We start from the raw sequence: 23,177 nt of genomic DNA on the forward strand, positions 1-23,177 counted from the left end.
GAGTTGGCGCTGTTTGAGGCAGCAACTATGGTTTGCCGTGACTTGGGGATACGGATTCGCACGACGGCGCAAGCTGATCGGTCGGGTTGAGTATAAGTCGCAATGGGTCGTAGTGGGGCGGGTTCCTGATGAAATTTAGCCGGCAAACAACGCTTCGTGCGCAAGCCACCGTGGCCGGCGTCGGCGTTCACTCCGGTCTTCCCGTCACTCTCACGCTTGGGCCTGCGCCTATCGACGCGGGTTTTATTTTTGTCCGTACCGGCCTCGAGGGATGTGACCGCGAAGTTCAGGCGACCGCCGACCAGGTGATCGCGACCGACCTTGCCACCGTCCTCGGCGATCGTAACGGTCCGCTGGTCTCGACCGCCGAGCATGTGCTTGCCGCACTGCGGGGCATGGGCGTGGACAACGCCACGATCGAGCTCGACGGGCCGGAAGTGCCGATCATGGACGGCAGTGCCGCGGCGTTCATTGCCGCCATCGACCAGGCCGGCATCGTCACCCAGTCCGCGCAGCGCCGCTTCATCCAGGTTTTGAAGCCGATCTCCGTCAAGATCGGCGACTCCTTCGGCGAGATCCGGCCCTATGCCAACGGGTTCCGCGCCGAGGTCGAGATCGACTTCACCAATCCCGTCATCGGCCAGCAGAGCTACGCCCTCGAGCTCAACCCGGAGCGTTTCCGCCGCGAAGTCGGCCGCGCCCGGACCTTCGGTCTGATGTGCGACGTCGCCCGGCTCTGGAGCGCGGGCTATGCCCTTGGCGCCTCCTTCGACAACACCGTCGTGTTCGACGAGGAGCGGCTGCTCAACACCGAGGGCCTGCGCTACGCCGACGAATGTGCCCGCCACAAGGTGCTGGACGTGATCGGCGACCTCGCGCTGGCCGGCCTGCCGCTGCTTGGCGCCTACCGTTCGGTCCGTGGCGGCCACAAGCTCAACCACGCCGTCCTGACTGCTCTGCTTGCCGACCGTACCGCCTGGCGCGTGGTCGAGGGCGAGGCGGTGCGTCGCACCACCCGTCCGGTGGGCGAAGTCGGTCGCGGCATTGTCGGTGGCCGGATCGCCGCGGCCTATGGGCCGGACGTGTCCTGAAGGGATCTGCCGCCGCGGGCAAGGGCAACCTGCCCCCGGGAAACTCCTGGTAACCATGATCGGCTAGCATTGCGGCAGGTTCGCCTTAATCCGGGCGAAATGCCTGCCTATCCGGTTGTTAACGATCGTTTTTCGGATACATCGGCGTGGTCGCATGGCAGGCACCACGCACCATTTCGCGCCCATGACTGACTTCATGGGCTGGCGGGCACTGCATCACAGGGCGTCAGGGCAAAACTCATGTCGGCACAGCGTATGACGCGCGGCTCTCTTTCGATTTCGCCAAAGGCCTCGATTGCGGCCCGTGGGCTGCTCCAGGCTGCCACCTTCTTCCTGCTCGCGCTGCCGCTGGCCGGCTGCGGCACCGGAGAACTCTGGGACAAGTTCACCGCCAAGGACGACACCTTCGTCGAGGAGCCCGCCGACAAGATCTACAATGAGGGCCTGTACCTCATGAACGAGAAGAAGGACATGAAGGCGGCGAACAAGAAGTTCGAAGAGGTCGACCGCCAGCATCCTTATTCCGACTGGGCCCGCAAATCGCTGCTGATGTCTGCCTACGCCTCCTACCAGGGCGGCGACTACGACGGATGCATCGGCGCCGCCACCCGCTACGTCACGCTGCATCCCGGCAGCCCGGATGCGGCCTATGCGCAATACCTGATCGCCGCCTCGCATTACGACCAGATCCCGGACATCAGCCGCGACCAGAGCCGCACCGAGAAGGCGATCGCCTCGCTGGAAGAGGTGGTGCGCAAATATCCGACGTCCGAATATGCGACCTCCGCCAAGGCAAAGATCGAGGGTGCCCGCGACCAGCTCGCCGGCAAGGAAATGAACGTCGGCCGCTACTACATGCAGAAGCGCGACTACACCGCCGCGATCAATCGCTACAAGGCCGTCGTCACCCAGTACCAGACCACGCGCCATGTCGAGGAGGCGCTCTACCGGTTGACCGAAGCCTATATGGCAATCGGCATCGTCGGCGAGGCACAAACCGCGGCCGCCGTGCTCGGCCACAATTTTCCTGACAGCCGCTGGTACAAGGACGCCTATAATCTTGTAAAATCGGGTGGTCTCGAGCCGAGCGAGAATCAGGGGTCCTGGATCAGCAAGACCTTCAAGAAGATGGGCCTCGGCTAGGAAATTTTGGGGTTCCATGCTGGCGCGTCTGTCGATCCGTGACATCGTCCTGATCGAACGGCTCGATATCGAATTCGCCACCGGCCTTGCCGTTTTGACCGGCGAGACCGGGGCGGGCAAATCCATCCTGCTTGATGCCTTTGCGCTGGCGCTCGGCGGCCGCGGCGACGCCGGCCTCGTGCGCCACGGCGCGGAGCAGGGACAGGTCACCGCCGTCTTCGATATCCCGAAGAATCACCCCGCGACGAAGATCCTGGCCGAGAACGGGCTGGACGACGCGAGCGTCGCAGATTCTTGCGAGATGATCCTGCGCCGGGTTCAGCTCGCCGACGGCCGCACCCGCGCCTTCATCAACGACCAGTCGATCAGCGTGCAGACGCTGAAGGCGGTCGGCGCCGCGCTGGTCGAGATCCACGGCCAGCATGACGAGCGCGCGCTGGTCGATGCCGCCACGCACCGCCGCCTGCTCGACGCCTTCGCCGGCCTGGAAAAGGACGTCACGGCCGTCGAGGAGCTCTGGGACGCCCGCCGCACCGCCGACACGGCGCTGGAAGAGCATCGCGCCGGCATGGAGCGCGCCGCGCGCGAGGCCGACTATCTGCGCCACGCCTCCGACGAGCTGAAGCGGCTCGCGCCCAGGGAGGGCGAGGAGACGTCGCTGGCCCAGCGCCGCACCACGATGATGCAGGGCGAGAAGATCGCCTCCGATCTGCGCGAGGCGCAGGAGGCGGTCGGCGGCAATCACTCGCCGGTCGCGGCGCTGTCGGCGGCTGTGCGCCGGCTGGAGCGCCGCGGCGTCAACTCGCCGGCGCTGGTCGAGCCCGCGGTGAAGGCGATCGACGCCGCGATCAACGCGCTGGAGGAAGCCGACCAGCATCTCCAGGCCGCGCTTGCCGCAACCGATTTCGACCCGGCCGAGCTCGAACGCATCGAGGAGCGGCTGTTCGCCCTGCGCGCTGCCTCGCGCAAATATTCGACCCCGGTCGACCAGCTCGCGGCGCTTGCCGCCAAATACGCCGCCGACGTCGTGCTGATCGACGCCGGCGCCTCGCAGTTGAAGAAGCTGGAGCAGGCTGCCATCGAGGCAGATAGCCGCTATGCCGCGGCCGCCAAGAAGCTGTCGCTGGCGCGGCAGAAATCGGCGGAAAAGCTCAACAAGGCCGTCAATGCCGAGCTCGCCCCGCTCAAGCTCGAACGCGCCAAATTCATGACCCAGGTCGAGACCGACGAGGCCGCGCCGGGCCCGCAGGGCTTCGACCGCGTCGAGTTCTGGGTGCAGACCAATCCGGGCACCAAGCCGGGGCCGCTGATGAAGGTCGCCTCCGGCGGCGAGCTGTCGCGCTTCCTGCTGGCGCTCAAGGTCGTGCTGTCCGACCGCGGCTCGGCGCCGACGCTGGTGTTCGACGAGATCGACACAGGCGTCGGCGGCGCGGTCGCGGACGCCATCGGCGGGCGCCTGGCCCGGCTTGCCGGCAAGGTGCAGGTGATGGCCGTGACCCACGCCCCGCAGGTCGCCGCCCGTGCCGACCAGCATCTGCTCATCTCCAAGGACGCCCTCGACAAGGGCAAGCGCGTCGCCACCCGCGTCAATGCGCTCGCCGCCGACCACCGCCGCGAGGAAATCGCGCGGATGCTGGCGGGAGCGGAGATCACGGCCGAGGCGAGGGCGGCGGCGGAACGGCTGCTGAAGGCGGCGACGGCTTAGGCCACCACCGTCATTCCGGGGCGATGCGAAGCATCGAACCCGGAATCTCGAGATTCCGGGTTCGGCTCTTCGAGCCGCCCCAGAATGACTCCTCATTTGCAGATCGACTCGTAGAGATCATTCCAGTTCGGATTGTCCTTCTCGATCAGTTGGATTTTCCAAGCGCGCTTCCACTTCTTGAGCTCTTTCTCGCGAGAGATTGCCGAGATCGGGTCATCATACGTCTCGAACCAAACCAGCCGCGTGATGTTGTATTTTGCCGTGAAGCCAGGAACGGCTTTGATTCGGTGCTCGTAGACGCGGCGCACAAGGTCATTGGTGATACCGACGTAGATTGCCCCATCGCGCCGGCTTGCTAGGATATAGACGTAGTACGCCATGATTTCCGAGCCCCTCCCAACCGTCATTCCGGGGCGCACGAAGTGCGAACCCGGAATCTCGAGGTTCCGGGTCTGGTCCTTCGGACCATCCCGGAACGACGAGATGCAACCTTAAGTATAATGGCAAGAGCAGCAAAATCGAAACCGCTTCGCGACGTCGCCGATCTCACCAAGGCGCAGGCCAAGGTCGAGTACATGCGGTTGTCGCTCGAGATCGAGGGACACAACGAGCGCTACTATCAGGACGACGCGCCCACCGTCACCGACGCCGAGTACGACGCTCTGCGGCAGCGCCTCGACGCGATCGAAAAACGCTTTCCTGAATTCGTCAGCGCAGAATCGCCGTCGCAGAAGGTCGGCGCGGCACCGTCCGGGCGCTTCAGGAAGGTGCGGCACTCCGTGCCCATGCTGTCGCTCGACAACGCCTTTGCGGAAGAGGACGTGCGCGACTTCGTCGGCCGCATCGTGCGCTTCCTGAAGCTCGACGACGACAAGGTCAATTTCTCCGCCGAGCCCAAGATCGACGGCCTGTCGATGTCGCTGCGCTACGAGGGCGGCGAGCTCGTCACCGCGGCGACGCGCGGCGACGGCGCGATCGGCGAGGACGTCACCGCCAACATCCGCACCCTCGAAGACGTGCCCCAGCAGCTGAAGGGCCGTAACGTCCCCGACATCTGCGAGGTGCGCGGCGAGGTCTACATGACCAAGAAGGCCTTCCTCGCGCTCAACGAGCGCCAGAAGGCGGCGGACGACACCATCTTCGCCAATCCGCGCAACTCGGCCGCGGGCTCGCTGCGGCAAAAGGATCCGACCATCACCGCCTCGCGTCCGCTCGGCTTCTTCGCCTATGCCTGGGGCCAGATGAGCGCGATGCCGGAGGATACGCAGAGCGGCATGATCGGCTGGTTCGAGCGCTGCGGCTTCAAGACCAATCCGCTGACCAAGCTGTGTCATTCGGTCGAGGAGCTGCTCGCGTTTCATCACGCGATCGAGGAGCAGCGCGCAAAACTCGACTACGACATCGACGGCGTCGTCTACAAGGTCGACCGCATCGACTGGCAGGAGCGGCTCGGCTTCGTCTCGCGCACGCCGCGCTGGGGCATCGCGCACAAATTCCCGGCCGAGCGCGCCATGACGGTGCTGCGCGACATCGAGATCCAGGTCGGCCGCACCGGCTCGTTCACGCCGGTCGGCAAGCTCGAGCCGGTCGGCGTCGGCGGCGTGATCGTGCAGAACGTCACGCTGCACAACGAGGATTACATCAAGGGCATCGGCAACAAGGGCGAGGTGCTGCGCGAGGGGCGCGACATCAGGATCGGCGACACCGTCGTGATCCAGCGCGCCGGTGACGTCATCCCGCAGGTGGTCGACGTCGTCCTCGACAAGCGGCCGAAGAGCGCCAAGGAATTCCAGTTCCCGAAGAAGTGCCCGTGCCCGCTGCACACCGACGTCACGCGCGAGGAGACGGCGGCGGGCGAAGAGGGCTCGCGTGCGCGCTGCACCGGCGAGTTCGCCTGCCCCTACCAGAAGATCGAGCATCTGAAGCTGTTCGTGTCGCGCCGCGCCTTCGACATCGATGGTCTCGGCGAGAAGCAGCTCCAGTATTTCTTCGACGAGGAGTGGGTGAGGGAGCCCGCCGACATCTTCACGCTGGAGAAGCGCAATTCGAAGCTCAAGCTCGAGGAGATCGAGGGCTACGGCGCGACCTCGGTGCGCAACCTGTTCGGCGCCATCGAGAGCCGCCGGAAAATCGCGCTGGAGCGTTTCGTCTATGCGCTCGGCATGCGCCATGTCGGGGAGACCACCGCGCTGGCGCTGGCGCGCGGCTACGGCTCATGGGAGGCGTTCCACGACGCCTGCCTCAAGGTCGCCAAGGGCGACGAGGAGGCGATGGCCGACATGGATGCGCTCGACCAGATCGGCGACACCGTGATCAAGAGTATCGCCGATTACTTCGGCGAGAGCCACAACCGCGGCATCGTCGAGCGCCTGACCCGGGAGGTCGAGATCGTCGACGCCGAGAAGCCGAAGAGCAACTCGCCCGTCGCCGGCAAGACCGTGGTGTTCACGGGCTCGCTGGAGAAGATGACGCGGGATGAAGCCAAGGCGACCGCGGAGCGCTTAGGTGCCAAGGTCTCGGGCTCAGTGTCGAAGAAGACCGACCTCGTCGTCGCCGGCCCCGGCGCAGGCTCGAAGCTCGCGGAAGCCAACAAGCACGGCGTCAAGGTGCTGACCGAGAACGAGTGGCTGAAGTTGATCGGGGAGTGACAGGGGCGCACTCGTGCCCTTCACTCCGCTGTCATCGCCCGCGCAGGCGGGCGATCCAGTACGCCGCGGCCTCTCCGTATCCCCGCACTGTCTCTGGAATACTGGATCCCCCGCCTTCGCGGGGGATGACACCTAACGTGTGGTGATAGCCGTCGTCCCCGCGACAGCTACATCATCCCCGTCTCTTCCTCTTCCGCCTGCTCGATCAATTCCTCGCTCACCACCACTTCGCGGCGGGGGACGACGAAGATCATCGTGCCGGCGCAGAGCAGCGAGATCGCCAGGATCGCCGCGGTCAGCGGCAGCGCCGTCGTCGAGTGGCCGCCGAGATAGGCGCCGAATTGCGACATCAGCGCGCCGAGGCCCTGTTGCAGAAAGCCCTCGCTCCCGACGCCGTGCCGGCGGCCTCGGGGCGGACGCTGATGGCGCCGGCCGCGGAATTTGCCATCACGATGGCGTTGCCCGCCATCACGATCATCTGGGTGCCGAACAGCCAGAGTGGGGCCGCGTTCAGTCCCGTCAAGCTCCAGAGCAGGTTGAGGATGCTGCCGCCGAGCTGCAGCGCCAGCCCGAACCAGATCAGCTTCTCCAGAGAATGACGCGGCGCAAAGCGCACGCACAGCAGATTGCCGACGAGAAAGGCGAGGCTGCTGGTGGCGAACCACGCGCCATATTCGACGGTGGTTCGGCCCATCTGTGTGACCACGATGTACGGACCGCCGCCGGCGAAGGTGAAGATGATCTGCGAGGCCAGCACCTGGCACAGCACGTAGCCGACGAAGGCGCGGTTCCTGATCAGGCTGCCGACATCGCCGCGAAAGCCGCTGCCGGCCGCACGGTCGCGGCGCGTCTCCGGCAGCGCGAGCGCGATGCCGATCGCGACCGCAAGAGAGCCTGCGGTGATCGCGTAGAAGATCGCGCGCCAGCCGAACGCGGTCTCGATCAAGCCGCCGGTCAGCGGCGAGAGCATCTGCGCGATCATCATGACGGCGATGACGAGGCTGATCATCGCGCCGACGCGCTCGCGCTCGTAGAGATCGCGGATGATGGCGCGGCTCACCACCATGCCGGTAGCCCCGCCGAGCGCCTGGAAGAAACGTGCAGCGATCAGCTGCGGCAGGCTCTCGGCGAACACACAGCCGATGCTCGCCGCGACCATCAGCGCGAGCCCTGCCAGCAGCACCGGGCGCCGCCCGAACTTGTCGGACAGCGGGCCCATGATCAGTTGCGAGCAGGCGATGCCGACCATGTAAAGCGACACCGTCATCTGCGCGACCGAGATGTCGCTGCCGAAATTCGTCGCCAGCACGGGGAGCGCCGGAACCAGCATGTAGAGCGAGATCGGCGCGACGCCCGTCATGCAGACGAGCAACAGCAGCATCACGCGCGAGCTCGCGATGGTCTTCGTTGCCGCTTCCGGCGGCCTGCTGATCATGCCGTGCATAAGTGTCCGTCTTTCGATGTCGAATCGACTGTAGCGTGCCCACGCAAGACGGATATCGGCGTTTCGGAATGCGGCTATACGGATTCCGGGACGGTTATGATGAGGGCGCGATGGCGACCGATTGGGCGCGTTGCTCATGCCGCGCTACAGGTGTCATTCCCCGCGAAGGCGGGGAATCCAGTACGCCGTGACTTATCCGGATACGTTTGCTGCCTCTGGAATACTGGATGCCCCGCCCCCGTGCGCAATTGCGCACTAGGCGGGGCATGACAGTCATGTTGGAGAAGCAGCCTTGCGAAAATCGCGTGGCACTATGCGCGCTACGCCTTCAGCTCCGCCGTCGCCTGATCGAGCCACGCCTTCGTCGCCTCGTCCAGCGCCGGCCGCACCTCGGCCCTCACGCGCGCATGGTAGGCATTGAGCCAGTCGAGCTCGTCCTTGCTCAGCATCGTCACGTCGATCAGCCGGCGGTCGATCGGCGCCAGGGTCAGCGTCTCGAACGCGTTCATCGGCTTCTCGGCGCCCTTGATCTCGGCGGCGACGACGAGCTCGAGGTTCTCGATGCGGATGCCGAACCCGTCGGTCTTGTAGTAGCCGGGCTCGTTGGAGAGGATCATGCCGCGCTTCAGCGGCGTGATGCCGAGCTTCGAGATCCGGGCCGGCCCCTCATGCACCGAAAGATAGCTGCCGACGCCATGGCCGGTGCCGTGCTCGAAATCGACGCCGGCGGCCCAGAGATATTGCCGCGCCAGCGTGTCGAGCTGTGCGCCGGTGGTGCCGTCGGGGAAGATCGCGCGCGCGATCGCGATATGGCCGCGCAGCACGCGGGTGAAGCGATCGCGCATCTCGGCCGTGGGCTCGCCGACCGCCATGGTGCGGGTGACGTCGGTGGTGCCGTCCTCATATTGCGCGCCGGAATCGATCAGCAGGAGATCGCCGGGCGCGATCCGCCGGTTGCTCTTGCGGGTGACGCGGTAGTGCACGATGGCGCCGTTCGGGCCGGTGCCCGAGATGGTCGGGAACGAGACGTCCTTCAGCGCGCCGGTGTCGCGGCGGAACGTCTCCAGCGCTTCCACCGCGTCGATCTCGGTGAGCTTGCCGCTTGGTGCCTCGCGATCGACCCATGCGAGGAAGCGCGCCAGCGCCACGGCGTCGCGCACATGGGCCGTCTTCGTGCCCTTGATCTCGGTCGCGTTCTTGACCGCCTTCAGCAATGCAATCGGATCGCTGCCGCGCACCGGCTTGCCGCCGGCGCCGGCGATCAGGCGGCTCAGCGCGTCGGCTGCGGTGGCATTGTCGAGCGCGATCGCCGCGCCGCTCTTGGCGAGCGCCATCAGCGTCGGCGCCATCGCATCGGGCTCGCGCACGTCGGCGGACTGTTCGAGATGATCGCGCGAGAGGTTGGAGAGCTTGCGCTGGTCGATGAAGATGGTGGGGCGGCCGTCCTTCGGCACCAGCGCATAGGACAGCGGCAGCGGCGTGTGCGCGACGTCGGCGCCGCGGATGTTGAAGGTCCAGGCCACCGCATGGCTGTCCGACAGCACCAGCGCATCGGTGCCGAGCTTGGCGATCTCGGCCCTGACCTGCGTCAGCTTCTCGGCTTCGGTGACGCCGGCATGCTGGAGGCTGTGCACGGCGACGGGGGCAAGCGGCGGCTGCGGCCGGTCCTGCCAGATCGCATCGACCGGATTGCCGTCGACGGCGACGAGCTCGGCGCCGGCCTTGGCGCAGGCGGCGGACAGGCGCTCGGCTGCCGCAAAAGTGTGCAGCCACGGATCAAATCCGAGGCGATCGCCTGCCTTCAGATGCGCCGACACCCAGTTTTCCGGCGGCGGATCGATCAGCGATTCCACCGCCCAGGCCTTGGCATCGACCTGCTTGGCCGCCTGCAGCGTGTAGCGGCCATCGACGAACAATGCGGCCTCGCGGGTCAGAACCACCGCAAAGCCCGCCGAACCGGTGAAGCCGGTCAGCCAGGCCAGCCGCTCTTCCGAGGGTGCCACATATTCGTTCTGCTGCTGGTCGGCGCGCGGAATGACGAAGCCGGTCAGCTTGCGGCGGGCGAGTTCTTCGCGGAGCGCGGCAAGGCGCGCCGTCAACGCGACGCCGGCCTCAGGCTCCTCGAATGTCTGGAAGTGCGCTTCGAACATGTGGATCACTCTAGGATCATGGGCATCGGTCCGCAATCTAGACGCATTTGCATCGCATCTGGCATGGACTGTGCTTGAAAATGTTCCATTCGAATGAGTGGAGTAAGGGATGCGGCAGTTGAGCTTCGTCCGGATAACAGGGAAATTCGAGCAAGTGGTTCATCTCAACGGCGAGGGGACACACGATGCCAGCGTTCACGTTTGAGAAGATCTCGCCGCCGGTGCGCCGCGCCCCGGCCGCGGCGCTACCTAAGAAGCCGCGCGGCCTCATCAGCCAGATGATCAACCGTTTCGCCGAGCGTCGTGCGAGGCGCGCCCTGCAGGGCGAGCGCGTCGTGCGCCGGGACGAGAAGCCGACGGAGTAGCGCGGTGATGACGATGCCGTGGGGTGGGCAAAGGCGCAAAGCGCCGTGCCCACCATGCTTTCCGGATTTGCGGACGAAATGGTGGGCACGCTTGCGCTTTGCCCACCCTACGGCACCTCGTTTACCCCACCTTCCGCAACAACAGACTGCTCCACCCCTCGATCCGCAGGTGCCGCAATGGCACGAGGCCCCGTGCGCGGTACGCCGCGATCACCGCGGGCGCCTGATGCGTCAACAGGCCGGAGAGGATGACGCGGGCGCCGGGCGCGAGGTGCCGCGCCATCGGGCTCGCCAGCTGCCGCAGCGGGTTGGCGAGGATGTTGGCCAGCACCAGGTCGAACGGGCCGGCCCTGGCAAAATCCGGCGCGGCAAAGCCGGTGGCGCGGATCACCCGCACATGGTGGCCGACTTCATTGAGCCGGCCGTTCTCGGCCGCCACCCGCACCGAGGGCGGGTCGATGTCGGAAGCCAGCACCGCGCGATGCAGCGCCTTCGCCGCCGCGATGGCCAGCACGCCGGTTCCGGTGCCGAGGTCGAGCACGTTGCGCGGACGGGAACTCTTCAGGACATGGTCAAGCAGGAGTAAACAGCCGCGCGTGGTGCCGTGATGGCCGGTGCCGAAGGCGAGCGCCGCCTCGATCTCGATCTTGAGCTTGTTCGGCGCGACGCGGTCGCGATCATGGCTGCCGTGCACGACGAAGCGCCCGGCCGGCACCGGGACCAGATCCTCCAGGCTCGCCTTGACCCAGTCCTTGGCCTCGACGGTGTCGAAGGCAAGCGTGTCGGCAATCTCATTTCCTGCAGAAGTTACAATGAGTTCGCGCAGCCACGCCTGGTCCGGCGGCTCGGCGAAATGCAGCGTGACGTCCCACTGGCCGTTCGGCCGTTCGAACGCGGCGACCGCTGCGTCGCCCTCGAAAAACACCTCGGTGAGTACATCGACAACGCGCCTTGCGGCGGCCTCGGTGCCGATCGAGAAGCTGGCGCGGTGGGTGGGGGAAGGCTGCATCCTCAGGGTTCCATCGGCTCAATTTTGGGAACTTTTGCGTGCAATTTTCCGCATAAGTTGAATCTCGAGATTAACTGGACCGAAGGTCGCACCCCGTAGATTTGCGGCTGTTGGGGTTGGCCAACACAGCTTGTGATTGAAACGGAGGCACGTCTTGAAGCGCATGGTTTTGAAATTCTGGTCCGACGAATCCGGTGCGACCGCAATCGAATACGGCCTGATCGCGGCCGGTATCGCTCTGGCGATCATCACCGTGGTGAACAGCCTGGGCAGCACGATGAACGACAAGTTCGGTTCGATTAGCAGCTCCTTGAAGTAATTTCCGCCTCCGATTTCCAGCGGGGGCCACTTTCTTCATAGAAATCCAGACGAGCGCCCGCGCGGGGAATTGCCCCCGGCGGGCGAGGTCGTTTAGGGGCTCGGCGATGTCCACAGGACGTCCGCCCTTTATCAAGGCGTCGTCCACCGCCTCATCCCCCAGCTGTCCCGCGGTTATCCACCGCCCTTTCCCCACCATGTCCGGATCGGGTTCCCCGGCCGACCACAGACATCTCGACAGCCTGTCCACAGCCCATCCACAGCCCTATCCACGGCTTCCAAACAGCGCGCGGTGGTCCCGCAGGATCACGCGCGCGGCGTTGTGGCCGGGGGCGCCGGTGACGCCGCCGCCGGGGTGGGCGCCGGAGCCGCAGTGATAGAGACCCTTCAGAGGGCCGCGATAATCGGCATGGCCCAGCATCGGCCGTGCCGAGAACAGCTGGTTCAGCGTCAGCGCGCCATGGAAGATGTCGCCCCCTAGCAGGCCGAACTGCCGCTCGAGATCGAGCGGGGAGAGGATCTGGCGGCCGAGCACGCTCGACGCAAAGCCCGGCGCGTAGTTGTCCACCGTCGCGATCATGAGATCGGCGACCTCGTCGCGATGGTCGTCCCACGACTTTCCATCGGGCAACTCCGGCGCGACGTGCTGGCAGAACAGGCTGGCTACGTGCTTGCCGGCCGGCGCCAGCGTGTCGTCGAGCGTCGAGGGGATCAACATCTCGACGACGGGCTGCCGGCTCCAGCCCTGCGCGCGCGCATCGAGATACGCGCGGTCCATGTAGGGAAGGCTTGGCGCGATGATGATGCCGGAGGTGAGGTGATCGCCCTCGCCTGATAGCGCCGTGAAGGAGGGGAGGCGGTCCAGCGCCACGTTCATGCGGAAGGTGCCGGAGCCGTTCTTCCAGTGCCTGATGCGGGCGAGGAAGTCCTGGGGCAGCGCATCGGCCGCGATCAGCCGCGTATACAGCAGCTTTGGATTGACGTTGGCCGCGACATATTTCGCGCGGATCGTCTCGCCGTTCTCCAGCACCACGCCGACCGCGCGGTCGCGCTCGACGATCACCTCGCGCACGCCCGCCTCGGTGTCGATCGTAACGCCGCGATCCCTGGCGGCGCGCGCCATCGCCTGGGTGATCGCGCCCATGCCGCCGATGGCATGGCCCCAGACGCCCTTCTTGCCGTTCACCTCGCCGAAGGCGTGATGCAGCATCACATAGGCCGAGCCGGCGGCATAAGGGCTGGCGTAGTTGCCGACGATGGCATCGAAGCCGAACAGCGCCTTGACGAGATCGTGCTCGAACCGCTCGTCGAGCATCTCGCCGGCCGATCGCGTGAACAGATCGAGCAGGCTGCGGCTTTGCTCCAGCGTCAGGCCACGCAAAATGTTGGCGCTCTGCAATGCGTTCACGGCCTCGCGGATCGCGTTCGTGCCGAAGCCGTCGAGCAGGTTCGGCGGCGCGCGCAGCACGAATTGCCGGAGCACGTCGGCGATGTCTTCGAGCTCGCGCGAGAACCCGTCGAGCGCCTCCGCGTCATGCGCGCTGAGCCGCGCGACGGACGCTTTGGTCCGCCCCTCGCCGGTGAGGAGATAGCTGCCGTCGGGCGCGGGCAGGAAATTCTGCGCACGACGTTCGACCACGCGCAGGCCGTGCTCGGCCAGCTTGAGGTCACCGATCACCTGCGGATTGAGCAGGCTCACGGTGTAGGCCGCGACCGAATTGCGAAAGCCGGGGTGAAACTCCTCTGTCACGGCGGCCCCGCCGACCACCTTGCGCCGTTCGACCACGCGCACACGCAGGCCCGCGCTCGCGAGATAAGCCGCGCAGGTGAGGCCGTTATGGCCAGCGCCGATGATGACGACGTCAGTTTCGGTCATGATTCCCTGATGTCATTCCGGGGCGCGCGAAGCGCGAACCCGGAATCTCGAGGTTCCGGGCTCGCCTCTTCGAGGCGCCCCGGAATGACATCTCTATATCAAGCATTCGTCGCTGCAACATCACGAGCCCCTTTATTGCCCGTTCAGGCGCGGTGTGCTCCATTGCACCCCGTCCGGCGCCCGCCGGGGAGTTATCCGACGCGTTTTCTCGCGCGAACCAGTGCCCACTTTGCTGGAAAACGCTTTTGCCGGAGTTTTCATGGATTCGATCGTGCAACCCGCCGCCACGGAGCAGCCGTCGTCGTCGCGCAACCGGCTGCTGTTGACGGTCTACACCGCTGCGATCTTCGTCAGCGCGCTGCTGCTGTTCTCGGTGCAGCCGCTGTTCACGAAGATGGTGCTGCCCCGGCTCGGCGGCTCGCCGGCGGTGTGGTCGGTGGCGATGGTGTTCTTCCAGTCGCTGCTGCTGGCGGGCTATGCCTATGCGCATCTGTTGATGCAGGCGAGGAACCGCATCCTTCCGGTCGCGGTGCATCTGGTGCTGCTGATCGCGGCCTTCGCCACGCTGCCGCTCGGCATCGCCACCGCCTATGGTGAGCCGCCGGCCTCGGGCTATGCGTTCTGGCTGCTCGGCCTGTTCGTGGTCTCGATCGGGCTGCCGTTCTTCGCGCTGGCTGCCAACAATCCGCTGCTGCAGGCCTGGTTCGTCCGCACCGGTCACCCCGCCGGGCACGATCCCTATTTCCTCTATGCCTCCTCCAACATCGGCAGCTTCCTGGCGCTGTTGTCCTATCCCTTCCTGCTCGAGCCGATGTTCACGCTGCACACGCAGAACCGGTTCTGGACGGCGGGCTATGGCGTGCTGATCCTCCTGATCGCCGCCTGCGGTGTGCTGCTGCTGCGCTCACCGCAACTGGCGGTGGCTGACGCGCGAACCGAGGACGTCAATGCGCCGGCGCCAGGCTTCCTGACGCGGCTGCGCTGGATCTTCCTCGCCGCGGTGCCGTCCGGCCTGCTGATCGCGGTCACCGCGCACATCTCGACCGACGTCGCGGCGGCGCCGCTGCTCTGGGTGCTGCCGCTGTCGCTGTACCTGCTGACATGGGTGGTGGTGTTCCAGTCGCGGCCGCTGCTGCCGCACAAATGGATGCTGATGCTCCAGCCGGTCGCGATCGCGGGCGCGTCGTCGTCCTGCTCGCTTTCGGCGGCGAGCAGAACCTGCTGCTGACGCTCGGCGGTCACCAATTGTGCTTCTTCGTCATCGCCATGGCCTGTCACGGCGAGCTGGCGCGGACGCGGCCGGCCGCCAGATATCTCACCGGCTTCTATGTCGCGCTGTCGTTCGGCGGCATGGTCGGCGGCCTCTTTGCTGGCCTCGTTGCGCCCTTCACCTTCTCCTGGATCGCCGAATATCCGATCCTGATCGCGCTCGCCGCGCTGTGCCGCCCGTCCGCGAACGAGCGCCTCGCCGGCATCGTGAGATGGTACTGGCTGGCGCTCGCCGCGCTCGCGGTGGCGCTGATCGTGCCGTCTACCACCACGGGCGAGCTCTCGACCTGGTTCGAGGATCACCGCGTCTGGGTCGCCGGCTCCGTCGGCGTGCTCGCCGCGCTGCTGACGCTGGCGCTCAATGCCGGACGCTGGAAGATCTTTGCCACCGTCGCGCTGGCGCTGGCGTTGATCCGGGTCTATCCGGCGGACGAGGGCCGCGTCACCACGGTGCGCAGCTTCTTCGGCGTGCACAAGATCGTGGAGACGCCCGGCGGCTATTTCCACGTGCTGATGCACGGCACCACCATCCACGGCGCCGAACGCTTCCGCAACAATGACGGCACGCCGGTCACCGGCCGGCCCGAGCCGATCACCTATTATCACAAGGATGGCGGCATCGGTCAGGCCGTCACCGCGATCCGCGAGCGCAAGGGGTCGCCGCTCAAGGTCGCCGCGATCGGCGTCGGCTCGGGCACGCTCGCCTGCGCCGCCGAACCCGGCGAGGACTGGAAATTTTTCGAGATCGACCAGTCGATGGTGGATGCGGCGCGTGACCCCAAAAAGTTCCGCTACATCTCGAGCTGCCTGCCGGACATGAAGCCGGTGATCGGGGACGCGCGCCTCACCTTCGCCAAGGAGCCGGACGGCGCCTACGATCTCATCATCGTCGATGCCTATTCGTCCGATGCGATCCCGATCCATCTTGCGACCGAAGAGGCGATGAAGATCTACAAGGACAAGCTCGCGCCGCACGGCGCGGTGGTGATGCACGTCTCCAACCGCCACCTCGATCTCGAGACCGTCGTGGTCGGCATCGCCGACGCCAATGATCTCAAGAGCTGGGTCTTCAACGAGGATTCGGGCCGCGATTCCGACTACATCTTCTCGACCGACGTCGTCATCTCCGCGCGCGAGGAGGAAGATGTCGGCAAGCTCGCCGCTTCCAAGTCGTGGGAGCAGACCGAAGCGGACGACCGGGTGCGGGTCTGGACCGACGATTACTCCAACATTCTGGGCGCGCTGTACCGGCGTTTGAGGGACGGGGAGTGATGGTCCGTAGCCCGGATGGGGCAAAGAAGCGCTTTGATATTGCTCGGCTTTTCGGCAAAAGTCCTAGGGAGGTCCTAAAACCCGGCCGATACTAACCGGCACTAGCCGACACACGCCGACAAACTAAGATGCGGCAAGTGAAGCAGGCGAGCAAAGCCGGTGAGCAAGAAGAAGCCGAGCAAGGCAACCACGCAGATGAAGGCGGCCGAACCGGAGCAGCCGCCGCGCACGCTCGTCTACACCGGACCGCCATTGCCGGACGACGAACGGCGGAAACTGAAAGAGGCGTTTAGCCGGTTGCCGTCGCACCCGCCGCTTGTCGAGCTTGATCGCACGGCACTATCGAGACTGGATCACTCGCCTGCATTAGCGCCTCTTGTCACCGCTGCACCATCGCCAGTTAAAAGCAAACATGCTGGCGGACGTCCGCCGTCATTCACGCCGAAGCAGACTAACCGGCTTCAGCAAGAACAGCACAGGTACGAGAAGCAGCTCCCCGGCAAGCTGAAGAAGGATGTCGAGCGGCATCTGCAGAACTGGGCGAAGGACAAGCTCGACATCAGCGCCTCGCTCGGCACGATCCGCGCCGCGATGGCGAAAACCAAAAACTAGTTTTTACTAGTTGTTGTAATTGCGCGAACCCGTCATCGGGCGTTTCATCACACACATCGACAACAGCCGATAGCTCTGCACAACGGAGGTGAGGTGGACCCCATGGCCCGCAAACGCACCAGCATGCCCGCACGCAAGCGGAAGCCGCGCAAGAAGGCAGCCACGCCGAAGCGCCTTCGGATGGACAACATCCCCACGCTCGCGATGTCCGTCGATCAGTTCTGCCATGCCCACAACCTCAACCGCGACACGTTCTACGAACTGCTGAAAGAGGACAAGGCACCGGACTGCATCCTCACCGGCAAAAGGCGACGTCTGATCTCGTTCGAAGCCGCCGCCCGCTGGCGCGCCGAGCGCGAGGCTGACGCTAAGGCACAGAAGGAGGCCGCCGCATAGGTTGCCGCGCGCGGGCGATGTCGGCAGGCCCTCGTGTGGAATTCACAAACTGTCGGCTTGGACGACCGGGTGACCCTCATCGGTGGAAACGAGGAAAGGGCACCCGGTCAAGATCAAAAGGAGACTTACAGTGCCTTCATTACAACTGAACGATGCCGGTGTCTATCTCACCGGCCGCCAGCTCGACCGGAAGATCAGGTGCGCTTCCACCTCCGAGCTTGCGGCCATCGCCGACGATCTGAAGTCCGGCAGGATCATAGTCACCAACTTTACCGAACAGCAGGCCGACCGTGCCGTCCGCTTTGTGGCGGTCGCCTACGACCGGCAGGCCGACCGCACCATCGAGCGGCTCGGTGCCGAGCGCGTGTTCGCGGCGCTGGACCGCGCCACCGCACCGACAACTCAACGTCTGCACTAACAGCACTGGGCGTCGCTCGCGAGGGCGACGCCTTTTCCTTCTCAGCCTCAACAGCAGAACAGGAGACGCAAAATGTTGGAACGCTATAACCCAATTCTCGGCGCGATCAGGAGCATCTGTCCTACCGCACATATCGCTGGCGGTGCCGTGCGCGACACGCTGCTGGAGCGGCCGATCAGGGACGTCGATCTGTTTCTCGACGCCGACTGCACCGACGAGGCTGCGGCACTGATGCGGTCGCAGTACGGCTTCGTCAAGGTTGGAGAATGGAAGCAATACGCGATGTTCTCCGATCCCGCCGTCGAGCGGGTGGCCAAGTTTGAAAAGGCCGACGAGGAAATCCCGGTCTGCTTGATTGGACTGAAGCGGCCCTACGATGACTACGACCGGCGGAGACCGCTCGGTATGCAGGACAACCTCGCCCGCTTCGACTTCGGCATCTGCATGGCGGGTTGGGATGGCAACGAGGTCTACACTGCACCGGAGTATCGGCGCGACCTTGAGGCAAAGACCTTCACGCTGTGCCGCGCCGACGACCAACCGCAATTCAACTACAGCATGGCGCGGTTTCTGAAGATGACCGCTGATCGCTACGCGGGCTGGAGGCTTATCGTCCCCGCAGCGTTCGAACACCTCGCTCGCAAGAACGGAACGTCGCGCACGCTCTGGCAACGCAGCGTCTGGATGGATGACGAGTATTGTCTCGAATTTCCGAGCGGCCTTGTTGAGCAATTGTTGACGCCCAAGCCACGCTGACACGAAAAACCCCCGGCCGAGCTGCTTGCGGCCGAGGGCACTTCTTGAGCCGACCGGGGATGGCCGGGCACCGACGAAGGCCCAGACCGTACTCCCCGGCCCGGCTCCCGTTTCAAGAGGGAGACCCTCGCCGTGAACACCGCAGCACAGATCGCAACAGCTCTTGGCGGCAAGCGAGCGCAACGGCTCGGCGATGGCGGCTGGCTGGTGCCGTGCCCGGTGCCGTCGCATGGCAAGGGTCGCGGTGATCGGTCGCCATCCTTGCGCATCGGCGACGGCGAGACGCGCGTGCTGGTCCATTGTTATGGCGGCTGCGATCCGCGTGACGTGCTCGACGAGCTTCGTCGGCGCAGGCTGCTCGACGACCGAAGCGCTCGTGTTCCTAACCATGACAATGTCAGGATTAGAAACAAGACGCGCGCCGACGATCACGAACGCCGCCAGCATGACAAGGCTCGCTGGCTCTGGTCGCGGCGTCAACCGATCACCGGCACCATCGCTGAGACCTATTTACGCGCGCGAGGCATTGCCTGCGCTTTGCCCTCGACGCTCGGCTTCCTGCCGGGCAACGGCCAATATCATCCGGCAATGATCGCGGCCTTCGGAGTGCCAGACGAGATCGAGCCGGGGGTGCTCGCGGCTCCGCGCAAGGTCGAGGCCGTGCATCTGACGAAGCTGAAGGATGACGGCACCGGCAAAGCCGAGATGCCGGACGGAAAGTCGTCCAAGATCATCGTCGGGCGTCCGGTTGAAGAACGGTTCGACGATGACGGCAACATCATCGAAGTCGGCTTGCCCATCGTGCTCGCGCCGCCGAACGACCTGCTCGGCCTCGCCATCACCGAGGGCATCGAGGACGCGCTGTCGGTTCACGAGGCTACAGGTCTCGGTACCTGGGCCGCCGGATCGGCGGCCCAGCTCCCCATGCTCGCCGACGTCATCCCCGGCTATGTCGAGACGCTCACCATCTTCGCCGATGACGATAAGGCCGGTCAGGACAACGCTCGCAAGCTCGCCGCCGGGCTGCGCGGCCGATCCATCGAGATCACGCTGGAGGGCGCGCTGTGAAGACGCTCAAGACCAAGAAGCCCGACGTCAACGACACACTGCGCACCGATGGTGCGGACGCCGTGCGCGCGAGGCATGACAAGGCGCATCGCAAACAGACAGCGGCGGCGTTGCTCGATGACGTGCGCAAGTTTCTGGGCCGTTTCGTAAGCTATCCCTCCGGGCACGCGAGCGTGGCGCACACGTTGTGGGTTCCTCATTGTCACCTGATGCGAGCATGGGAAAGCACACCTCGCCTCGCGTTCCTCTCGCCGGAGCCGGAATGCGGCAAGTCGCGCGCACTGGAAGTGACCGAGTTGCTGGTGCCAAACCCGATCAATGTCACGAACGTGTCGCCAGCCTACCTGTTCAGGAAATGCGGCGATGAAGAGAGCGGTCCGCCGTCGATCCTGTTCGACGAGATCGATGCTCTCTTCGGCCCGAAGGTCAAAAACGAGCATGAGGACGTCAGGTCGTTTTTGAATTCCGGGCATCGACGCGGCGCGACCTTCGGCCGCTGCGTCGTGCGCGGCAAGACCGTCGAGACCGAAGAGATCGAGAGCTTTGCTGCCGTCGCGCTGGCGGGTCGGCGACTACGATGCCGGGCCGAAAGTGTTGCGTGCGGTGCCCGGCGGCGATCAGTGCCGGGGCTACCTGCTCGGCGAGCTTGCCGACGCTTGGCGGCGCTATTTGCCGCCTCTCTCTCCGTACCCTCTGGAGGGCGTCACAGGCGTCACAGACGTCACAAGAGATGCTCTCCACCGCTTCTTTGAGATCGCCCCGGACCAGCAGCCCGTGACGGGTGTGACGGGTGTGACACCTCCTGAAGGGATGGGAGAGAGAGCGGGTGCGGAGCGTGCGCCATGACCAACCGCGACCGAGTGGCCGAACTTCGCGAGCGCGCCAGTCTGGCCGCTTTCGACTATCAGACCATGATGGACGAGGCGCGCAGAGCTTTTGCCAATAGTGCCGATCCGGACATCCTGAAGACTGCGAGCGTTGTTGCTGAACGCATCGCGACCAATCCCGAGTGCAAGATGAGCTGGGATGGTTTTATTAAACTGAACCGCCGCTAACTCCGATGCTTCGCCGCCCGCCATTGCGCTCCGATGATACGGCCCGCAAGCGCGAGCTGCACCGGCTCGCCGAGGCCCGTCGTCGAGCCCGCGAGCAGAAGCGTATCAAACTCCACACGGTCCGCGCCGGGGAGACGGTCTACGCGGCGCTGAAGGCTCGTAACATCGACGCCAAGATGACTGCGGAGGCCGCCGAACGCGCCACGCGCAACCGAAAGAAGGTCAACGCCGATCTCACTGAGATCGTCCTGCGGTGGGCGCGCTTGTATCTCGCCGAGCGCGGCAAAACGTGATCGATCACGCTCGCCCGGTCGGGGCGGGTGTAACTTCCCGGCATGACCGAGTTCAGAAAGCCGTTCATGCCGCCGAGCCGCACCGATCTCGCCCGCGAGTGGCACCGCTCGTTCATTCGCGCCGCGACCGCCCGTGTCCTGTCGCGCGTCCAGAAGACCAGCGTCGAGGCGGTCCTGCGCGATGCGGGATGGCAGCACGACAACCTCACTGGGCTGATCCTGCGCGCAGCGGTCGAGCCGTTGAAGCAAGCCGATCTTCCGGGAGACAGCGTTGCGGCGCTGCTCTTGCTCGCGCCCGATAGCGAGTTTGCGGAGATACTGAACCTCGCCGACAGGATCAATCTTCGCGGCCTGTCGCAATTTTCGCTGGTGTCGCCGACCAGTTTCAGCGAGGCGGTTTTTGTCGAGGAAGGTTTTCCGATCCCGGCCGCGCAAGGCGTGTTCGAAGGTCAGTTGATCGGTCCGGTGAAAAAGCTCGCGCTGCTCGCGCCGCTGACCAACGAGCTTGAAAACCTGTCAGCTCCCGACGCCAGCGTCGTGATCTCGCGGTTGTTGAAGCAAGCCGTGGGCAAAGGCGGCGCGAAGGTGTTGCTCTCGGCCGATCCGCCGACCGCAGCAAGTCCCGGCGGAATTTTGTACGGCATCCCGCCGCTCGCCGCCGGCGCATCCGCGTCCGACGACATCAAGGCGCTGCTCGCCGAGATCGCGGCCAATGGCATCAGCACGCGCTCGGTCGTGCTCATCGTCGCGTCCGATCTGTTCGGCGTATTTGAAACGCTGCCATGGCCGAATTTCAAACGCACGGTGATCGAGGCCCCGACGCTCGCGCCCGGCACCGCGATTGCTCTCGCGACTGACGGGTTCGTCGTTTCCGGCGACGGCATTCCGGAGGTCGATAGCAGCCGACAAGCCACGCTGCATCTTGCTGATCCCGCCGAGCAGATCGGGACACCGGGCACCTCGCCCGATCCGGCCGTGATTGCCGCGCCGAGCGTCAGTATGTTTCAGACCGACAGCTTCGCGCTTCGTTGCATCTCGCGGGTGACGTGGAGCGCAGCGCCGGGAAGTGTTGCGTGGATCGAGGGTGCAACATGGTGAGCGCGATGGATCACGACGAACGACAAGCAGCATGGATCGAAGCCCGCGCCGAAGCCTACGAGGTTTCGCTCGCGCGTCACGCAACGGCACCGCAGGCCCCGCCTCCGTCGCAGACCACGCGCGATATCGAGAAGCTCGTGGATCGTCGCGTCGCTGCTGCGCTCGCCGAACGGGACGCAATCTGGCGCGAGGTCCATGGCGCGGTGATCGCGCAAGAACGCAAACTTTGGCGCGCCGAGATCGCGAAGGTTCTCGCCGAGCGAACCGGCGGAAACGAGCTGTTCTATCTGGACGAGGACGGCAAGAAGCAGGACCGCGAGCTTCACAACGCAATCATCGGTCCGGTCGATAACCCCATCGACGAGAAGATCATGGCTCCGATCCGCGCGAAGCATCGTCAGCGTTGGTTGGACACCCGGAGGCAGCGCCGTGCAGGATGATCACGAGGCCAAAGTCCGCGCCCTCGTCGCCGACCTGAATGCGCGAGCAACCCTCAATCCGATCCGCGAGCGCGCCGACGAGTTGGCCGCATTGGTGCAGGCGATCCGAACGCCGTTCCCGGCGACCTTGCCGACCGATCCGGACGAACGCGAATTTGCGCTGCTGCTCCTCGCTCTCCGGGCACGAGACCACGCGCGGCGACTGCTCGCATTGGTTGAGTGTGGGATGTAGGCCTGTCGCTCCCGCGTTGAGCCGCTTGGAACCGCTACGCTGGCTTTTAGCAAGTTATTCCCCGATGTTCCGACCTCTTGTGCCTATGTTCGGACCTATCAAAACGCCGAATAACTCAATCTAATCAACTGCTTACGAGGCCTTTCGGTCGCGTCAATTTGTGTCGGTCCATCAAGGGGTTGCATGGACCAGAGCGCGAGGCCCTAGGAAGCCCGCTGGCGAGCTGGCGTCGAGCCGGACGATGCGGAGTGCCAGAGAGGTCGCGCGAACGCATCCACGGGGCTGGCTGGCTCGTCTGGATCGAAGCGGGGCCGGGGGGGACCACCCGTTTTTGCCGGTCGGCAGCATTTTCCATCGCGGCGGCGCAACGGGAACTCTACCCGGTACAAAAATGGGCCCCAAGGGGTGGTAGGTCGGAACTGGAACCTCCGGAACCGTAGAAAATCCTTCCAAGACCGCCTATCGTCCCCAGATCGGTCCAATACAACCACTGGCTTTAAGCCAGCCAGCCGGGCCCCG

The 23,177-nt window shown here is 65.1% G+C and carries 21 protein-coding genes and 2 pseudogenes; 18 read left to right on the forward strand and 5 right to left on the reverse strand.

Going from position 1 to position 23,177, the window contains the following annotated elements; genetic code table 11:
* Positions 1-128 precede the first annotated feature (128 nt).
* The 3 genes from lpxC (at position 129) to recN (ending at position 3,939) form a co-directional block, all read left to right on the forward strand.
* Entirely contained in the window at positions 129-1,091 is a 963-nt protein-coding gene (lpxC, locus tag ACVJ19_RS18780; protein WP_453950510.1) for a UDP-3-O-acyl-N-acetylglucosamine deacetylase, read from the forward strand.
* Positions 1,092-1,331: 240 nt separating this feature from the next.
* The gene (locus tag ACVJ19_RS18785) at positions 1,332-2,234 is read left to right on the forward strand and encodes an outer membrane protein assembly factor BamD (RefSeq protein ID WP_453950511.1); all 903 of its coding nucleotides are present in this window, start codon (positions 1,332-1,334) and stop codon (positions 2,232-2,234) included.
* Between the two features lie 16 nt (positions 2,235-2,250).
* The gene (gene recN / locus ACVJ19_RS18790) at positions 2,251-3,939 is read left to right on the forward strand and encodes a DNA repair protein RecN (protein ID WP_453950512.1); all 1,689 of its coding nucleotides are present in this window, start codon (positions 2,251-2,253) and stop codon (positions 3,937-3,939) included.
* A 92-nt stretch (positions 3,940-4,031) separates the two neighbouring features.
* On the opposite strand, the gene ACVJ19_RS18795 is transcribed toward recN, so the two are convergent.
* Positions 4,032-4,319: a GIY-YIG nuclease family protein gene (locus ACVJ19_RS18795; protein WP_453950513.1), complete on the reverse strand. Its 288-nt coding sequence runs from the start codon at positions 4,317-4,319 to the stop codon at positions 4,032-4,034.
* Between the two features lie 120 nt (positions 4,320-4,439).
* Here ACVJ19_RS18795 and ligA point away from each other — a divergent pair, with 120 nt between their 5' ends.
* On the forward strand, positions 4,440-6,587 hold the full coding sequence (ligA, locus tag ACVJ19_RS18800; RefSeq protein ID WP_453950514.1) for an NAD-dependent DNA ligase LigA: 2,148 nt from the start codon (positions 4,440-4,442) through the stop codon (positions 6,585-6,587).
* 167 nt (positions 6,588-6,754) lie between these two features.
* On the opposite strand, the pseudogene ACVJ19_RS18805 reads toward ligA, so the two are convergent.
* Positions 6,755-8,031: pseudogene (locus ACVJ19_RS18805) on the reverse strand (multidrug effflux MFS transporter).
* Between the two features lie 320 nt (positions 8,032-8,351).
* A complete protein-coding gene (locus ACVJ19_RS18810) occupies positions 8,352-10,181 on the reverse strand; it encodes an aminopeptidase P family protein (RefSeq protein WP_453950515.1) in 1,830 nt (609 codons plus the stop codon).
* 185 nt (positions 10,182-10,366) lie between these two features.
* On the opposite strand from ACVJ19_RS18810, the gene ACVJ19_RS18815 reads away from it, so the two are divergent.
* Positions 10,367-10,546: a hypothetical protein gene (locus ACVJ19_RS18815; RefSeq protein WP_453950516.1), complete on the forward strand. Its 180-nt coding sequence runs from the start codon at positions 10,367-10,369 to the stop codon at positions 10,544-10,546.
* Between the two features lie 121 nt (positions 10,547-10,667).
* Here the strand turns inward: ACVJ19_RS18815 and ACVJ19_RS18820 are convergent, their stop codons facing one another.
* Positions 10,668-11,555, reverse strand: coding sequence for a 50S ribosomal protein L11 methyltransferase (locus tag ACVJ19_RS18820; protein WP_453950517.1), 888 nt, complete (start codon positions 11,553-11,555; stop codon positions 10,668-10,670).
* Between the two features lie 163 nt (positions 11,556-11,718).
* Here ACVJ19_RS18820 and ACVJ19_RS18825 point away from each other — a divergent pair, with 163 nt between their 5' ends.
* Positions 11,719-11,874, forward strand: a complete 156-nt coding sequence (locus tag ACVJ19_RS18825) for a Flp family type IVb pilin (protein ID WP_092021903.1) — start codon at positions 11,719-11,721, stop codon at positions 11,872-11,874.
* 264 nt (positions 11,875-12,138) lie between these two features.
* On the opposite strand, the gene ACVJ19_RS18830 is transcribed toward ACVJ19_RS18825, so the two are convergent.
* Positions 12,139-13,749, reverse strand: coding sequence for a phytoene desaturase family protein (locus ACVJ19_RS18830; RefSeq protein ID WP_453950518.1), 1,611 nt, complete (start codon positions 13,747-13,749; stop codon positions 12,139-12,141).
* A 259-nt stretch (positions 13,750-14,008) separates the two neighbouring features.
* Here ACVJ19_RS18830 and ACVJ19_RS18835 point away from each other — a divergent pair.
* From ACVJ19_RS18835 to ACVJ19_RS18890, 12 genes and pseudogenes are all read left to right on the forward strand, one after another.
* Positions 14,009-16,290 (forward strand): annotated as a pseudogene (locus tag ACVJ19_RS18835) (fused MFS/spermidine synthase).
* A gap of 159 nt (positions 16,291-16,449) precedes the next feature.
* Positions 16,450-16,902 carry a hypothetical protein gene (locus ACVJ19_RS18840; RefSeq protein WP_453950520.1) on the forward strand — a complete coding sequence of 151 codons (453 nt, stop codon included), beginning with the start codon at positions 16,450-16,452 and terminating at the stop codon, positions 16,900-16,902.
* A gap of 102 nt (positions 16,903-17,004) precedes the next feature.
* Complete coding sequence (locus tag ACVJ19_RS18845; protein ID WP_453950521.1) at positions 17,005-17,298, forward strand: hypothetical protein; 294 nt, start codon at positions 17,005-17,007, stop codon at positions 17,296-17,298.
* 130 nt (positions 17,299-17,428) lie between these two features.
* A complete protein-coding gene (locus tag ACVJ19_RS18850; RefSeq protein WP_453950522.1) occupies positions 17,429-17,716 on the forward strand; it encodes a hypothetical protein in 288 nt (95 codons plus the stop codon).
* 72 nt (positions 17,717-17,788) lie between these two features.
* Positions 17,789-18,472 carry a hypothetical protein gene (locus ACVJ19_RS18855; RefSeq protein ID WP_453950523.1) on the forward strand — a complete coding sequence of 228 codons (684 nt, stop codon included), beginning with the start codon at positions 17,789-17,791 and terminating at the stop codon, positions 18,470-18,472.
* Positions 18,473-18,604: 132 nt separating this feature from the next.
* On the forward strand, positions 18,605-19,540 hold the full coding sequence (locus ACVJ19_RS18860; RefSeq protein WP_453950524.1) for a DUF7146 domain-containing protein: 936 nt from the start codon (positions 18,605-18,607) through the stop codon (positions 19,538-19,540).
* On the forward strand, positions 19,537-20,292 hold the full coding sequence (locus ACVJ19_RS18865; protein ID WP_453950525.1) for a hypothetical protein: 756 nt from the start codon (positions 19,537-19,539) through the stop codon (positions 20,290-20,292). The genes ACVJ19_RS18860 and ACVJ19_RS18865 overlap by 4 nt, the downstream gene beginning before the upstream one ends.
* Positions 20,293-20,382: 90 nt before the next feature.
* The gene (locus ACVJ19_RS18870; protein ID WP_453950526.1) at positions 20,383-20,595 is read left to right on the forward strand and encodes a hypothetical protein; all 213 of its coding nucleotides are present in this window, start codon (positions 20,383-20,385) and stop codon (positions 20,593-20,595) included.
* A gap of 5 nt (positions 20,596-20,600) precedes the next feature.
* Positions 20,601-20,888, forward strand: a complete 288-nt coding sequence (locus ACVJ19_RS18875; protein ID WP_453950527.1) for a hypothetical protein — start codon at positions 20,601-20,603, stop codon at positions 20,886-20,888.
* A 42-nt stretch (positions 20,889-20,930) separates the two neighbouring features.
* Positions 20,931-21,986 carry a hypothetical protein gene (locus tag ACVJ19_RS18880; RefSeq protein ID WP_453950528.1) on the forward strand — a complete coding sequence of 352 codons (1,056 nt, stop codon included), beginning with the start codon at positions 20,931-20,933 and terminating at the stop codon, positions 21,984-21,986.
* A gap of 5 nt (positions 21,987-21,991) precedes the next feature.
* Positions 21,992-22,426 (forward strand): hypothetical protein, encoded by a 435-nt coding sequence (locus ACVJ19_RS18885; protein ID WP_453950529.1) that lies wholly within the window; start codon positions 21,992-21,994, stop codon positions 22,424-22,426.
* The gene (locus ACVJ19_RS18890) at positions 22,416-22,658 is read left to right on the forward strand and encodes a hypothetical protein (protein ID WP_453950530.1); all 243 of its coding nucleotides are present in this window, start codon (positions 22,416-22,418) and stop codon (positions 22,656-22,658) included. The genes ACVJ19_RS18885 and ACVJ19_RS18890 overlap by 11 nt, the downstream gene beginning before the upstream one ends.
* Positions 22,659-23,177 lie beyond the last annotated feature (519 nt).

It is taken from the genome of Bradyrhizobium sp. USDA 376 (assembly GCF_054063675.1).

Bases quoted from the DNA above. Each gene is read 5' to 3' on its own strand.
- lpxC (WP_453950510.1), top strand. From the start codon at position 129: ATGAAATTTAGCCGGCAAACAACGCTTCGTGCGCAAGCCACCGTGGCC.
- ACVJ19_RS18785 (WP_453950511.1), top strand. From the start codon at position 1,332: ATGTCGGCACAGCGTATGACGCGCGGCTCTCTTTCGATTTCGCCAAAG.
- recN (WP_453950512.1), top strand. From the start codon at position 2,251: ATGCTGGCGCGTCTGTCGATCCGTGACATCGTCCTGATCGAACGGCTC.
- ACVJ19_RS18795 (WP_453950513.1), bottom strand. From the start codon at position 4,319: ATGGCGTACTACGTCTATATCCTAGCAAGCCGGCGCGATGGGGCAATC.
- ligA (WP_453950514.1), top strand. From the start codon at position 4,440: ATGGCAAGAGCAGCAAAATCGAAACCGCTTCGCGACGTCGCCGATCTC.
- ACVJ19_RS18810 (WP_453950515.1), bottom strand. From the start codon at position 10,181: ATGTTCGAAGCGCACTTCCAGACATTCGAGGAGCCTGAGGCCGGCGTC.
- ACVJ19_RS18815 (WP_453950516.1), top strand. From the start codon at position 10,367: ATGCCAGCGTTCACGTTTGAGAAGATCTCGCCGCCGGTGCGCCGCGCC.
- ACVJ19_RS18820 (WP_453950517.1), bottom strand. From the start codon at position 11,555: ATGCAGCCTTCCCCCACCCACCGCGCCAGCTTCTCGATCGGCACCGAG.
- ACVJ19_RS18825 (WP_092021903.1), top strand. From the start codon at position 11,719: ATGGTTTTGAAATTCTGGTCCGACGAATCCGGTGCGACCGCAATCGAA.
- ACVJ19_RS18830 (WP_453950518.1), bottom strand. From the start codon at position 13,749: ATGACCGAAACTGACGTCGTCATCATCGGCGCTGGCCATAACGGCCTC.
- ACVJ19_RS18845 (WP_453950521.1), top strand. From the start codon at position 17,005: ATGGCCCGCAAACGCACCAGCATGCCCGCACGCAAGCGGAAGCCGCGC.
- ACVJ19_RS18855 (WP_453950523.1), top strand. From the start codon at position 17,789: ATGTTGGAACGCTATAACCCAATTCTCGGCGCGATCAGGAGCATCTGT.
- ACVJ19_RS18870 (WP_453950526.1), top strand. From the start codon at position 20,383: ATGACCAACCGCGACCGAGTGGCCGAACTTCGCGAGCGCGCCAGTCTG.
- ACVJ19_RS18875 (WP_453950527.1), top strand. From the start codon at position 20,601: ATGCTTCGCCGCCCGCCATTGCGCTCCGATGATACGGCCCGCAAGCGC.
- ACVJ19_RS18880 (WP_453950528.1), top strand. From the start codon at position 20,931: ATGACCGAGTTCAGAAAGCCGTTCATGCCGCCGAGCCGCACCGATCTC.
- ACVJ19_RS18885 (WP_453950529.1), top strand. From the start codon at position 21,992: ATGGATCACGACGAACGACAAGCAGCATGGATCGAAGCCCGCGCCGAA.